The organism is Bacillus sp. FSL W8-0116 (genome assembly GCF_038003825.1).
Classification (GTDB): Bacteria; Bacillota; Bacilli; order Bacillales; family DSM-4216; genus Bacillus_O; species Bacillus_O smithii.
On the sequence record NZ_JBBOPY010000001.1, the window covers coordinates 902072 to 916953 of the forward strand.

Sequence of the window (14882 nt, forward strand, 5' to 3'; positions counted from 1 at the left end):
CGTTCACCCGGTGGAATTCGTCGGCAACACCATTTGCCAAAACAGACTTTTCCTAATCACCGTCGCCGTTCAATGTTCGTCGGCTGATTCAAATTCCCTATTACTGCACTTGGTTTTTCAGTGTTCCGATGCCTTCAATGGTAATTTCAACAACGTCGCCGGCCTTTAAGAGTTTTGGAGGTTGAAAACCGAGGCCAACACCAGCAGGAGTTCCCGTTGCGATCACATCTCCGGGTTCCAATGTCATCCCTTTAGAAAGGGTCTCTATTATTTCTTCAATCGAGAAAATAAAATGTCGGGTATTAGACTTTTGCCTCACTTCTCCATTCACTCTTGTTTCTATGCCCAAATTGCCTGGATCCGGCACCTCGTCTTTCGTGACAATCCAAGGTCCCATCGGGCATGAACAGTCAAGGCTTTTTCCCAGAAAATATTGTACATGACGCTTTTGCAAATCCCTTGCCGTCACGTCATTAATGATGGTATACCCGAAGACATAATCTAAAGCTTCTTCTTTTTGAATTCCTTTTCCTTTTTTACCAATAATAACGGCCAATTCACCTTCATAATCAAGGGCTTCCGTCACATCCGTATAAGCAGGAATCGGATGCAGATGACCAGTGACGGTTGTCGGTGCTTTCGAAAAAACGATCAGATGTTCAGGCACCCCATCTTTTCCACCCAATTCCACCGCATGATCTCGATAGTTTTTTCCAATGCAAATCACATTTTTTAATGGCCGCGGAATGGGGGCCAACAGTTCCACATCTTCCCATTTGAACGCCCACGGACGGTTACGTTGACCCTGCTCCCAGTTTAATAGAGTATGTACTTTTTGCAAGAAGAGATCTCCTAATCCTAACGCCTCTACAAGCTGTTCAGGAAGATCGGAATAGCCGTTTCTTTGTTCATCCATTTTTTTTACGTCCAAAATCAATTGTTTTTGTTCATCGTAAACGCCATAGCCATCATATTTCCCCGTACGGAAACTGACCCATTTCATGTCCTTCACCCCCATCTATTTTCCCCGTCATGCTGTTTTTCTGCCGTAGACCAGCATTTTCCACACGTTTTCCAAAGGCCCTTGTTGAAATTTGGAGAGCCACATTTCCGATAAAATCAATTGGATGAGATAAAGGGTAAATGCCAGCCACGAGCCGGTGATTAAATCTATTTTACCATATAAAGCTAATCCATAATGGTAAAAAAGCAAAGACCCTATCAAAGATTGAAATAAATAATTCGTCAACGACATTCTTCCCGCCTGTGCGATCCATTTGCTGTATTTCTGGCCGTATGGATTGCGGACAATGATCATGACAGCAAATGCATAAGCAACGGAAAGCAACGGTCCGCCAAGTGAATCTTGCACATATTGATAAGCCATGTTCTGACCAAAAAAGAATGGAAGCAATTTCAAGAAGATTCCTGCTGCCATGAACATAAGCAGCAAAGTAAGATTGAGCTTTTTATGCTTTTCAATTGATTCAACCAAATGAAGTTTTCCGGCCCCCGCCCCTATCAAAAACATAGGAAAAATAGACAAAAGCACCGAAAAAAAATGAGTCGAGCCGTTGACAGAATACCAATCAACGAGACGCTGCTTCGTAATACTCCAAAAAGAACCGGTACTGTATGCTTGAATAGAATGTTGAATGCCGTTCATATCCGACCAAAAAGCAGTGCTTTCAGGATTTATGATCGATGTCATAATCAATAGAATGCTTAAGAATAAATGCGGAATAAGATATAATACGCTGCCAAATATGATTAAGGTACGTCCTCGTCCTTTCATAAACAAAAGCAAAAGAAAGCCGCATACCGAATAATTCAATAAGATATCTCCAGACCAAATAAATACGATATGAAGAATTCCTGCCACCATCAGCACCAACAGACGTTTTGACTCCAGCAAAAAAAAGTTCTGTTTCAATCTTTCTTGCTGCAAAGACATGCTGTATCCGAACAGCATGGCAAACAACGGATAAAAACTCGCTTGGGCCAAAACATCGATCCACGCATAATGGGCATAATCGCTCGGACTATTCCACCAATGATAAGGATCATAATAAAGATAAGGAGAATGAAAAGAAATCATGTTGACTAAGAAAATGCCAAGCAGCGATATCCCTCTCATGACATCCAGCGACAATATCCGTTTATTGGGATGAAGCGGCGTTCTATTTTCCTCGCCCATTACCATTCCTCCAAATCATCATTTTCAAACATCCAGGCAATCCGACCAGTTATTTTTTCTATAGGCTTAGTATCACATCTTCCCGACCCCCACATATAATAAAGCAGAACGCACGGCTTAGCCAGATGCTGAATCCTGGATTCAGACAATAACAGCCATCAAATTCGAATAGTCTATTGATAATCAAACGGTGAACTTATGATCAGAATCAAGACTCTCAAAAAAGGATGTGAACGGCGATGCCAGCTTATGTGGGTGCCGTTCAAGTGATAAATGTCAGCTCGAGTGGCGTCTTTCATATCGGGGATGTCATACAAATTCGCCCCATTTCCAATACGAAAACCTTTTCCGGCGCCGGATCATTCAATACCGGAGATGGCTTGGCCATTTATAACCAATATTCAGCCACTAACACATTGGACAACGATGGAATCGACCAAGGCATAAACTTTAACCTTTAAAGAGGGATTTTTTATGAATATTTACGTCCAACAATCAATTCAAATTCGTATGATCAAAATCGGCAGCATGACCAATTCTTCCGTACTTCAAATCGGTACGCTCGGCTCCAGTCGGTCTATTGCCAATTTATATAATACCGGCGGATTTACAGAACCGGCTCCCGAATTGTCACAAAACATTCTCAACAAGCAATATTCCACAATGCCCATACTTGTCCCGCTGCAGCCGCCTACTGCGTAATGTTGAGGTGATAAAATGTATAATTACTCTTCTATTTTCCATCAATTATATCAATATATCGGAGAGCAGCATCAAAAAATTGAAGTGCTGAAACGGGAAATACAATCTATTAAAGATCAATTGCAAGACATGAAAAAGCAACCGGTTATGAACGTGGAAAAAATGGAATATCGATTTGATCAGTTGAAAGTCGATACGTTAGAAGGGACGTTGAATATTGGTATGAATCCCGCAGATACGGCAGAAATGGCTGATATGGCTCTTCCCTTTTCTGACCAATCAGCCATGCCTCCGCTTGAGTACGCCCAACTGCTTTTAAACACGTATGCTGCCATGAATGAATATATTAATAATGAACTGCCGGACTGGCTCCGCCATCAGGAAGTTCTTCAAAAACGAAAAGTAGAGCCTTCCGTTTACTCAGTCATCAAAACCGATCTTGCTAAACAATTGCCGGAACGTATACAATTTTATATTCAACAGCTCGCTCACCGTCATAAAGACTCTTCTCTCATACAACAAGAGGTGCTCGAAAAAACAAAATTGGATATTCAACAAGCTATTGCCCGCTTTTTAACTGCCATGCCTGACCAGAAAGGTGGAACATTCAATGAACCTCCAAGTCAGCAACCATGAATTAAAAGTTGCCAATATTAAAATTACTGGTGTATCCAGTTCTTCGCTTGTATTAATTGGAGATGCGAACCAAATCCAACTGTTTTCCGCTTTCGATACCCCTCCGGAAGCTTTGATCGTGGGACCTTTTGTTCCATTTTCACCTAGGGGGTAATCGTATTATGCCAGTCCGGTCTTCTGTAGTAGACAATATTCATTTAACGACTCTTCTCTTCAGTTCGGTTTTCAATATCGGCGATGTCGAAAATATCGCATCAAGAGCCAATGTATTGGCCGTTCAGCATACAAAGCAATTTTTCTTTTTAGATGAATATCCTTTTTTATCTTTTCCGATTTTTTCGGAACCTCTTCATTTTCAGCTTGGAGAACCGGGACACTCAGTCCAAATGTTCCATGTAAACCCCGTCATCCATGTTGGAAATCTTTCCATCATCGGAACATCTGCGTCTGCAGTGATTCAAATTGGTTCGCTAGTTAACGGTGTTTTTGATTCAAGAGTAAAACATATTCGTCATATTGAAAACATTGAAAACGTTAAAAACATGGAGACGAAAAATCTTATGCCAAAGGATGTTTGATATGCCGTCTGTAATCGGATCTGCCCAATTCATACACGTGAGCAACGGAGTGGTGCAATTTGGCGATACCGCTTTTATTTCGCCAAAATCAGCCTCAAGAACGTCGGCAGGCGCCGGCGGTTTTAATACCGGACCATTTATCGTGACCTATTCAGGGCTCAGCACGAATCCAACTATAACAACAAGTGTCTTCGACCAGCCTCTTGCTGGAAATAATTGATCATAAAGATACAGCCGGCTAAAAGCCCCTTCTTTTTACGGCTTTCAGCCGGCTTATTGATGATCCGTGAAGCGGATGTGGTTCCTTTCATAATCGCTCGTTTATCTCTATAAGACGGCCACCGTCAAAAAAGTATAAATAGGCTTCAGAAAGCGGCCGCTTTAAAATTTGCTCCACCGCTCTTGTATATAAAGCTATTTGAATACGATAGCGATTTTCCAATACTTGAACAACATCCTTCCCGCCTTTTACGAATCGGTCCATTCGACCTGTTTTATAATCCAACAAAACAAGCTGACCATTCTCCTCGAATAAGCAATCAATGATGCCTTGAACTAAAACGGAATCCGCTACATCCTTCCATTTTTCGTTCAATTCCTTCGCTTCTATCGCCATACTAAATGGCACCTCTCGCCAAATTCGATCAGCGCGGATAAGGCGTTTTCCGACAGAAGTTTCAAAGAAACCTAGAATTTCTTCAATATGAATCGCTTCCGCTTGTTCAGCGGTAATCAATTCTTTCTGTTGCAACTGAGCAACCAATTCAATGATCGATTCCTTCGTTGGAAAAACGCTTAGCGGAATATGCTGCATGACAGCATGCATGGCCGTTCCTATTTCAGCGGGTGTTAATTTTTTTTCTTGCATAAACTTCGGCCGCTCAAAAATAGGTTTTTCATGTCGGCGAATAAGATCGGTACCAGCTGATTCGTCAGGCATTTCAAATAATCTTTTCAGTTCGGAAACCGATTGTTTAGAACGAAGCCGCACTGAATCAGCAAATGGATATTTCCACTCCAATTGCTTTGTAATCTCTTTTTGAAATGAAGATTCAAACGGAACGATTTTTCCTTTTTCCACCAGTTCAGCCCATCCGTTTTCTTCTTGACTCTCGTTCATTACTGTTTCTTTAAACTCATCTTTATGGTAAAGATGGACCAACCATTTTGAAGGATGCTGCCAAATTTCTTGTATTTCCGAAGGAGAGTCCGTTTCATCTTCATGAAGTAAACATGCGTCTCTATGACGGACAAGCGCCGGACCGATCCAATCCAAATAACAATTGGCATTGGCCCTGTCGTATTCGCTCAATAACCAGTCCGACCGGCTTAGTGCCTTTTTCCAAGAAGATATGGCCTTTTCGGCATTTTTTAACGTTCCTATTAAATATAACTTTTCTTTCGCACGGGTTAAGGCAACATATAGCACCCGCATTTCCTCAGCTATTGATTCCAACCTTTTTTTTCTTTTAAAGGCCATTTGAATAATCGTTGGATAACTGATTCTTTTTTCAACACTTACATAGCTGCTGGCAAATCCGTACTCTTTGTCCATTAAATACGATTTTTTAAGATCCTCGAAGTTAAACCGTTTGCCAAGACCGGCCACAAAGACGACAGGAAATTCCAGTCCTTTGCTTGCATGTATCGTCATAAGTCGAACGACATCTTCTTGTTCGCTAAGAGCTCGTGCAGCTCCTAAATCGTCCCCGCGTTCATTCATCCGTTCAATAAAGCGCAAAAACCGGAACAGCCCTCGAAATGATGTGCTTTCATATTGGCGAGCGCGATCGTATAATGCCCTTAAATTGGCTTGCCGCTGTTTGCCTCCAGGGAGCCCGCCCACAAATTCATAAAATCCTGTATCACGATATAGCTGCCAGATCAGTTCTGAAAGACTTCCCGTACGTGCCTTCGATCTCCATTTAGGAAGCTCTTTTGCAAATAAACTCACTTTTTCATGGAGTTCTTCTTCAGACGGTTTCGGAACCGCTTGAATAAAGGCTTTTAGTGCATCATAATAGCTTCCTTTTTTAGAATGAAGGCGGATTTTTGCCAATTCATCTTCTGAACAGTTTACGATCGGCGAGCGAAGAACGGAAGCAAGAGGTATATCTTGATAAGGATTGTCGATGACTTTTAAAAGAGACATCATAATAGCGATTTCCGTCGCATTGAAATATCCAGTAGACAAATCGGCATAAACGGGTATTCCGGCCTTTTTAAATTCTTCCATGATCTCTGGCGCCCACGTCATGGACCGCAATAAAATAACGATATCCCGGTATTGGATCGGGCGATGAGTTTGCGTTTTCGGATCAAAAATAGGTTTTCGTTCCGAAATTAATTCCCGGATTTTCCCCGCCATCCATCGCGACTCGATTTGCGATTGCTCCAAATCTTCTTCGTCGAATAAAGCTTGATCCGCATATTCCTCGGTCGAAACAGCGCGTTCCTGTTTTTCTCCTTGGTCCATCAAGACCACTTCTACCGGATATTCTTCCTCTTCAGGATAAGATGAACCTTTAACAAGTTCCGCCTGTTCATCGTATTCAATTTCTCCCACTTTAGCACCCATGATCTGTTTAAAAAGAAAATTCGTTCCTGCAAGGACTTCATACCGGCTGCGAAAATTTTTCGAAAGGTCGATTTTTAGCCCGCTTCCTTCCCCGTCTGCCGTAAACCGGCGGTATTTCTCTAAGAACAGATTTGGTTCTGCCAGTCGGAAACGATAAATAGACTGCTTCACATCTCCAACCATAAACAAATTTCCGTCTGTCCCCGGTCTCTTGGAAACGAGTTGAAGAATGGCTTCTTGAACTAGATTCGTATCTTGATATTCATCCACCAATACTTCTTTGAATCGATGTTGATAATACAAAGCGGCTTCCGAAGGTACTCGCTCGCCATTAGATTCCGATTCCGTCAAAATCGCCAAGCAATAATGTTCCAGGTCGGAGAAATCGACCAGCCCTTTTTCTCTCTTTTTTTCTTGGTAGCGGTTCATAAACGCTTTTACTAAATAAGCCAATGTTTCGACAACGTCTTTCATCTCTTTCAAATCCCGTAAATAGTAGCGAGGATTTCTTGAAAAATAGTCGTCTTTTATCTTTTGTATGATTTTCTTCGCCTGATCCCGTATGTTTTTTGATTCATCCACGAGGGTTTTGTCGTACTCTGATCCTCGGCAGCTTTTTAATCTATCAAAAGTCACGTTTTGAAACTTTTCGTATAAATCTTGCCAAGAATCCTTTGCGGCTAAAAGGCTTTCGACCATCTCCAGATCAATCAAAAAGTTTTCCGCCCGAGGAGCCGGACCACCCGGCCTCTTCGTCAGCTCTAATCCCTCGCGAAGGAGCTGGAAGGCAATTTCCAACTGCAGTCCAATTTCAAATTTCAGTGCCCCTAAAAACGGTAATTCATCTATGGAATCCTCTTCATTCACATCATACATATCGGCTAACTGTTCCAACCATAATTCCGGATTCGGATGAGATTGTGAAAAAAAATACAACTTATTCACTAAATCCTGAAGTTCTGCATCGCTACGGTCGTTGGAAAAAGTTTCAACCAATTGGTAAAAGCGATCGTTTCCTTCTTTTCCGTATTCTTCTTCAAAAAGTTCATCGAGCGCTTCCTCTCGAAGAAGCGTTCCTTCCATATTCTCAACAATCCGAAACGCCGGATCGATATCGATCAAATAGTAAAATTTTTGAATCACTTCTAAGCAAAAAGAATGAAGAGTGGAAATGGACGCTCGGTTCAGAAGGCCTAATTGTTTACGCAAATGCTCTGAATTTGGCTGCTGATTGGCGGCTTCTTCTAAAGCCTGTCCAATTCGATGTTTCATTTCTGCAGCAGAAGCATTTGTAAATGTGACCACCAATAATTCATCCACATCCACCGGATTTTTGCGACTGGTGATTTTTTGGATAATCCGTTCCACCAAGACAGCCGTTTTTCCAGAGCCTGCCGCTGCGGCCACTAATATATCTTGTCCGTCCGCCATGATCGCTTTCCATTGATCGTCTGTCCAACTTACATGATCCGGTTTTAACGGAATTGGATGTTTACCCATCATTGCTCGCCCCTTTCGCGTATCAACTTTAATACATCTTCATCTTTTAGAGGTATGATGATTCGATATCGATTTTCCTCAAAACTTGGGTCAAACTGGCACAGTGAACGGAAAGAACAAAATTCGCAAGGTGTTTTCTTTTTATATTTGTATGGGGCAATATCGATTTTCCCGGAGACAATATCATTGCCGGTCTTTTCATAGAACTTCCGTACATATTTTCTCAGCGATTCAAAATCATTATCAGAAGCTGCTTTTGAACGCGCGTTAAGCGTTCCGTCTTTTTTCAGTCCGGCGGAAATGATGGCCGAATCCCCCGTTTCCAAAGTTTGATCCATCAATCGGACCACGTTCGGATCGCTTAGCACAAGTCCTTTCATTTTGTATTGTTTAAAAATTTCTTCTTCCACCTCGTCCATCGTCAGCATTTTATTCGTTTTCAGCATCGGATTATGGACATGGAAATACAACACTCCGGCAGGCAATGCAGGGGTTCCTATCAACTGTTCCGAATTCGCCAACACAATATCTAAATACGTCAACATTTGAAGAGCAAGACCATAATAAACTTCTGTTAAATCAAGATCCTTGCTGCTGGATTTATAATCAATCACCCTTAAAAATACACTACTGTTTTCTTCCGCTTTATCAACACGATCGATTCTTCCTGCCAGCTCCATTTTGATGCCGTTTTTCAAAGTGAACGTAAAAGGCGGAAGTTCTGCTTTTGGTCCAAATCCTAATTCCAGCCCGATTGGCTCAAACCCGCTTGCCCGTGAATGTTCGCTTAAAATGTAAGAAGCCTTGCTGATAATAGATTCAAGCTTTTTCTTAATATAATGATAGCGGTTCGAACTCAATAAAATTTGATTTTGCAGCTTTGGCGCCAAATATTGAATCGATTCTCTTGCCAATTGCGCACACTGATCTTTCGTCAATGTCTTCCAGCCGAGACCTCTTTTTTTCACTTCATCGGCCATCCATTTTAACGCTCCGTGGAACAGCTCACCGATATCGGGAGCTTCTAAACGGAACACCTCTCGTTCTCGAAGACCGAGCCCGAATCGAGCAAAATGGGAAAACGGACAGCCATGGAAAAGCTCCATTCTCGAAACGCTAGCCAAAATATGGTCTCCGTAAAGCTCTTTGCTTGTTTCCTCTGTTAAATTCTTCGCTTCATTTCGATAAAACAAACTGGACAAAATTCTCCTTGCCTTCCACTTCCAATCTTGGTGGCTCATATAAAAATTGTAGACATCCCACCAAATGGAATACATTGGATAATTCCGTAATTTAAGCTGAATTTGAGACGTTAAATACGAAATAGCCGTCCCCGGATGGGAAATGTAAGACAGTTGATCCTGCTCCTCCAGTTCGGAAGGATCGTTCAACAATAGCTGTTCTTTTATATTCGGATATATTTCCTTCATTCTTTTGATGTAGAGGGAAGGAAGCAAAGCTTTCCCTTCTTCATTAGCGATCGGGTAAGATAGATAAAGTTGTTCAGATGGAGTTGTAAACGCTTTGTAAGCAATAAACTCTTCATTCAGCAACCTGGTTTTGCTCGTTGGTGCAAGCTTCATCCCTAATGAAGCCATCCGTTCCCTCTCTTCATCCGTCAAAATCCCTTCCTCTGCCATTTTGGCCGGCAAAACTCCATCGTTCACTCCGACGATAAATGCGGTCTTGATATCCGAAAGACGTGACAATTCCAAATCGGCGATGATGACTTGATCGGCAGATGGTGGAACATTGGTAAATCGCATCGATTCAATGCCCGCTTCGAGGATCGTTGCGAATTTCTTCAGCGTAAAAGGCTGGTCGCCAAGCATCTCTACAAACTCGTCCAGCAATCCAATGATAGCATTCCACGCTTGTTCATGATCACGAGCTGCCAGTAAATCCCCGTTTTCTTCAGCTTCCATACTGAGTCTTTCCAGTTTCGCCGGAATATCCAGTTCCTCAAAATACTTATAAAGCGCCTCGCAAAAATCTCTTCCGTTTTTCGCTTGACGAAACCGTCGATCGAGCCGTAAAACAGGCGTTCGAATCATATCCCGCAATTCGTTTATTTCTTCCTCCATCGCCCGCTCCTCGTCCGTTTGCGGTGCGTCCGTCAGCTCAAGTCCTCTGTATCTTCTGTAAACCCAGCGTTTTTTTGTTGTCCACAGTTCCCCTTTCACTCCGTGAGCCAAACAATAGTTTTCAAACCGGTCTATTTTTTCCCTTATCTGCTCTGCTTTCATCTTGAAAGGATAAAGAAGCTCTGTTTTGACAGCGCGAAAAACCGGTTCATAACGCCAAAAGCTAGTTAAAATTTCAAGACTGGAACGAATCAATTCAATAAAAGGATGATTTAACATGGTTCGTTTTTGATCAATAAAAAACGGAATCTCGTAGTCATAAAAAATAGTTTCAATCAGTTCCTGATAATCTTGTCCGTTTCTGACCAACACTGCTATCTCTTTATAGCGATGATGATGTTCACGAACAAGTCTTCGGATTTCTCTTGCCACTCCTTCAATCTCTGCTCTCCTGTTCGCCGCCTCGAAAACAACGGGCGCGCCTTCTCCAATAAACGGCTTGGCCGGTCTTTTGTCAAAAAAGCGTTCCAAATGAATAAGACTCTGTTCCTTGCTGCGAACAAACTCCGTCATCATGATATTTTCTGTCGATATCCCGGAATCGCGGGCCATTTCCCACAAGGAAGCATAAGTTTCGCCAGTCATCCGGAACAAATCCGTTTCTCGCGGAAGTTCTTCTGAATAAGGACGATCCAGCGTCAGCGCAATCGAAACTTGAGATGCAGCTTTCATCAATTCGTAGATCACCAAGTATTCTTGGGGAGTAAAACTGTGGAATCCATCGATATAAATTTGAGCGCCTTGCAAATACTCCGACTTTTGGATGGACTCCGCCAATAATTGAAAATAATCCTCCGATGCTATATAGCGGTCAACGAGATGATTTTCAAACTCTTCGTAAATCAAGTGGAGATCGTGCAATTTATCAATCAAAAGATGGGCCTCTCCATTTTCCTCAAACTCCGTTCTCCTGGCCGCAAGTTCATCAGTGCCAACACAATAGCGTTTCAGTTCAATAAGCGCTTTTTCCACATGCTGAATAAACCCCGATTTGTCCGCTATTTTAGCAAAAAGCCGCAGATTCTCTTTCCTTTCTTCGATGATTTTTCGAATCAGCATATTTAAACCGGCTGAAGACAAGTGAATCCGAGCGAATCCTCCCGTTTCTTGAAGAACTTTCCATGCAAGACGAGAAAAACTATAAACTTGAGCACGCATCATGCCGTTCAATCCCGGGGTATTCACAAGCGTGTATTCAGATAAAAAAGTCATTTGATCAGGGACTATATAAACAATCGGCTTTCCAGATGGATTTTCGATTAATTGGTGAGTAATTTCATCTAATATGAACTTCGTTTTTCCGGTTCCGGAACGTCCTAAAATAAAACGAACAGACATGCGATCACCTCTTCGGTTTCATGGTACCTTGACTGTCATACCCATTATAATACATAAAAAAACGCCGTATCCTTTTTGAAATGACCTAATTCTTTGTTTTGTCCGACGGCCATTGATTCCTGTCATTCGAACCAACATCTATTGTTACCAGAATAACAAACATATGTTCGTATTGTCAAATACAATCTTGTTCAACACGTAAATTTCACTTTTAAAGAATTATCCAGTTTGACAAAAAGGAAAGTTTATTAAAGGGGAACCGCAGCTGAATATGGCAGATTTATCTATCACCTTTGCAAAAGTGATCTCTCTAACCGATCCTATTGTGAGCGGAAAAACAGAACAGTTCCTATACGCATACTATTTGTTATTTTTTGCGCTGCTGGGAATATTGCAGCATGACTGGTACAAAAAGAGGTTGCAAAAAAAACGGAGACTGCAGGATCCTGAGGTTTTACGGACGACTAAAATCGTGGATGGAAGAAGGAATCACGAAGGGGTGATAATGAAATAGCCAAACGAAATCAATGCATTTTTGCTCTCTGTTCCTACCAACATAGATTTTATACTCCGGATTATGATCAAATGCTGATCCACCGTCATGAAACAGCAGTTTAAGCTAAACCTTACTGAGAAATTAAAGCTGTTGTCAAAGCATGTATCCAGCCGATTCAAAGAGCGGCGGCAAGCGGGTGTTGTTTTAGAACAGAGAGTAGATGCTGTGCATGCCACATAGCCGGAAAGTAAAATTTTTCATTTGAAAGGTTCTCCCTGAATCCGTGATGAATTGAAATCGACTTTGATTTTGTTGTAATTTTGATGGATTGATAATCCATAAAACCCTTTTTATGCTTATGACCTATGTCATCTCCTATTTCCGAAAATGGAACAAATCTCTTTTTTAGGTATACGAACCAAAAAAATAGACAAAAAAGCACAGGGAGTGACGTTGGACATCAGTGCCCGAACATTCGTTCGTTATCTTACCTCTCTCCATTTCTGATAGACGTTCAGTAGGGGCTCGCTATAGCCACTCCTTCGCGTCAGTTTCATCCAGATCTGTCGTGATCGACGGACGAGTCGCCCTGCCATCGTGATCACCGTCTGAATAATCGTCTTGATGCGGCGGCGTTTCACTTTGTGGTGCAACGGATGTCTCGGATCGCTTAATAGATCTTGTCCAATCAGACGAAGAAGATTGTAAACGAAGGCTCCCATGACCAACACGAGCGCATTCGTTTTCATCTTCCCAGATGGAAGCCGCTCTAAATCTAAGTCGCTCTTCAGTTCGCTATGAAACTGTTCGCATGTCGCATGGTCATGATACAACGCGAGCACATCGCTCATTCGAACATGCTCGTATCCTTTGAGCCGCACCCAATAGCTTTCCACTTCATAATCAGGAACGAGCATCAGCTGTCCATTGCGTTCCATCGTCCGTTCCGTCACTTGGGTGACTTGAACGTACGTATACGTGTTTCCATCGATCGCTGCCTTCTGTGGAAGGCATAGCTCATAGGTTTGTACTCCTTCGCTTTGTCCATCATCGACACGTTTGCCCTTTTGCGAAGCGATCTGGAACCAAAGCGCTTTCGATTCTCGGCGTAAGTTTCGCTTGATGACAAAGTCCACGTCTTCCTTTAGGCATACGTGCACATTCGCTTCTGCATCGTTTCCTGCATCCATGCGAACAAGCAGACGAGATGAAGTCAGTTGACGAGCTCGACGGATAGCGGTGACTAAAAACGAGGGCATGTTGTCTTGCACATGTTGTTTCCCTGGACGCAACTCGGCATGAACGAGATACCCTTCCTTCCCTGCATACGCAAACAACGGTGTAAAACCGTCAAATCCTTTATACGTTCGACTGACTCCTTCTTTTTTCGTATCGGAGTTGTCAAATGGGGAACCATCTATATCAAGGGGAAGCCATGTCGTCTTTCCTTTGGTCCAACAAGGGGACAAAGTGGCATGTCGTTGAATCAACAGACGTATGGACTCCTCCCAAAGAATCGTTTCGGTCATCGGAAGACAAGCGAGCTGATCGAGTCGTTGTCGCAAGGTTGGAGAGGAAGGCACGTGCTGAATCCCCATCGATGCCGAAAAGATATCGTCCTGACGATACGCTTCGATATGATCGAAATCCGTTTTTCCTGTGGCAAGCAAGCCAATCATCGAGCGAATGACATCGCTATGGGAAATGTGCACTTCTCGACGAACCGTTGGAAGCCGAAGTGCGTTTACCCGTTTATCCAGTTTCGTTCGATGGAGTAAGTAGCCAACGAGAGCAAGCCCAGCACTTGGGGTAATCGCTTCATCTGTCAATACAAACCGAATCGGGAAATCTTTCATCACATCACCTACTTGATGAAGAATCGTCAACGTCGTTTTTCCTTATCGTATCAACGGTTTGCGACCATTGTAAAGATGTTTTGTCACGGATTCAGGGTTCTCATAATTCTTATGAAATGCAATATTTGCTATTGTTTTTCCGTCATTCCAATTGCGGAGGGAAGACTCCAACAAGAAAAGGGCTCCTGCGTCAAGCCAGACTGCCAAGGATTTCAGTTTATCCGCTAATATTTCAGGCAATTCTTCCACTTCTTTCATTGCTTTTTTTGTTAAATTAGGCGGATGGAAGAATTGTTGCAGCAACAGAGCCACGGCTACCCCAATGATGGAATCTCTGATTCGATCCAATCCATATCCCTCAAGCTTATGCTCAAATGCAAAAACGAGCAGTACGCTTAGTGCAATTTGGTGCAGCATAATGCCATCAGCCCCTAAAAGGAGAGGGATGACAAGACTGACCAGCATGACAATAGCCAATGACCAGGCATTCGCATGCAAAGAAGATGAGAGAATGAAAACAGACGCTGCCCCGATGATCGTTCCGACGATTCGAGCGATTCCAAATTGGATCGTTTTCATGATCGTCGTTTGTAAACAAAGAATGAGTGAAATCGGTCCTAAATAAGGATATTTTGAACCAAATAAAATGGCCGATTCCCATGAAACGGCTGATCCAATCACCATTTTGAGAATCAGGCTTATTTTTTCCGGCATTGTCAGCTTTATTTGCCCCACCTGCATCCCTCCTGATATGTAGCAAATATCAGGAATTAGTTTGGTTTTTCCAACACGATTTATGCAATGACGAAAAGGACCGTCCTCCACTGAAGTCCGTTTTCAAGCAGGAGAACAGTCCT

13 protein-coding genes are annotated in these 14882 nt (G+C 42.5%); 7 read left to right on the forward strand and 6 right to left on the reverse strand.

The window, feature by feature from the left end; all coding sequences use genetic code 11:
* Positions 1–100: 100 nt before the first annotated feature.
* The gene (locus N1I86_RS04215; protein ID WP_003353718.1) at positions 101–1003 is read right to left on the reverse strand and encodes a fumarylacetoacetate hydrolase family protein; all 903 of its coding nucleotides are present in this window, start codon (positions 1001–1003) and stop codon (positions 101–103) included.
* A 27-nt stretch (positions 1004–1030) separates the two neighbouring features.
* Positions 1031–2197: a DUF418 domain-containing protein gene (locus tag N1I86_RS04220; protein WP_341095102.1), complete on the reverse strand. Its 1167-nt coding sequence runs from the start codon at positions 2195–2197 to the stop codon at positions 1031–1033.
* Positions 2198–2436: 239 nt separating this feature from the next.
* On the opposite strand from N1I86_RS04220, the gene N1I86_RS04225 reads away from it, so the two are divergent.
* From N1I86_RS04225 to N1I86_RS04250, 6 genes are read left to right on the forward strand one after another with little or no spacing between them, the layout of a single operon-like run.
* Positions 2437–2658, forward strand: a complete 222-nt coding sequence (locus N1I86_RS04225; protein WP_003353720.1) for a spore germination protein — start codon at positions 2437–2439, stop codon at positions 2656–2658.
* A gap of 13 nt (positions 2659–2671) precedes the next feature.
* Positions 2672–2899 carry a spore germination protein GerPB gene (locus N1I86_RS04230; protein WP_003353721.1) on the forward strand — a complete coding sequence of 76 codons (228 nt, stop codon included), beginning with the start codon at positions 2672–2674 and terminating at the stop codon, positions 2897–2899.
* 15 nt (positions 2900–2914) lie between these two features.
* Positions 2915–3535, forward strand: a complete 621-nt coding sequence (gerPC, locus tag N1I86_RS04235; protein WP_003353722.1) for a spore germination protein GerPC — start codon at positions 2915–2917, stop codon at positions 3533–3535.
* Positions 3510–3689 carry a hypothetical protein gene (locus N1I86_RS04240; RefSeq protein ID WP_003353724.1) on the forward strand — a complete coding sequence of 60 codons (180 nt, stop codon included), beginning with the start codon at positions 3510–3512 and terminating at the stop codon, positions 3687–3689. The genes gerPC and N1I86_RS04240 overlap by 26 nt, the downstream gene beginning before the upstream one ends.
* Positions 3690–3696: 7 nt before the next feature.
* Positions 3697–4113 (forward strand): spore germination protein GerPE, encoded by a 417-nt coding sequence (locus N1I86_RS04245; protein WP_341095105.1) that lies wholly within the window; start codon positions 3697–3699, stop codon positions 4111–4113.
* 1 nt (position 4114) lies between these two features.
* Complete coding sequence (locus tag N1I86_RS04250) at positions 4115–4333, forward strand: spore germination protein (protein WP_003353726.1); 219 nt, start codon at positions 4115–4117, stop codon at positions 4331–4333.
* Between the two features lie 87 nt (positions 4334–4420).
* Here the strand turns inward: N1I86_RS04250 and addA are convergent, their stop codons facing one another.
* Both addA and addB read right to left on the reverse strand, forming a co-directional pair.
* Positions 4421–8191 carry a helicase-exonuclease AddAB subunit AddA gene (gene addA, locus N1I86_RS04255; protein WP_341095107.1) on the reverse strand — a complete coding sequence of 1257 codons (3771 nt, stop codon included), beginning with the start codon at positions 8189–8191 and terminating at the stop codon, positions 4421–4423.
* Positions 8191–11673 (reverse strand): helicase-exonuclease AddAB subunit AddB, encoded by a 3483-nt coding sequence (addB, locus tag N1I86_RS04260; protein WP_341095109.1) that lies wholly within the window; start codon positions 11671–11673, stop codon positions 8191–8193. Before addB ends, addA begins: the two co-directional genes overlap by 1 nt.
* Before the next feature lie 271 nt (positions 11674–11944).
* Here addB and N1I86_RS04265 point away from each other — a divergent pair, with 271 nt between their 5' ends.
* Positions 11945–12187, forward strand: coding sequence for a hypothetical protein (locus tag N1I86_RS04265; RefSeq protein ID WP_341095112.1), 243 nt, complete (start codon positions 11945–11947; stop codon positions 12185–12187).
* 464 nt (positions 12188–12651) lie between these two features.
* On the opposite strand, the gene N1I86_RS04270 is transcribed toward N1I86_RS04265, so the two are convergent.
* Positions 12652–14025 carry an IS1380-like element ISGsp2 family transposase gene (locus N1I86_RS04270; protein ID WP_339195758.1) on the reverse strand — a complete coding sequence of 458 codons (1374 nt, stop codon included), beginning with the start codon at positions 14023–14025 and terminating at the stop codon, positions 12652–12654.
* Positions 14026–14067: 42 nt separating this feature from the next.
* Positions 14068–14760 (reverse strand): FUSC family protein, encoded by a 693-nt coding sequence (locus N1I86_RS04275; RefSeq protein WP_341095114.1) that lies wholly within the window; start codon positions 14758–14760, stop codon positions 14068–14070.
* Positions 14761–14882: the final 122 nt, after the last annotated feature.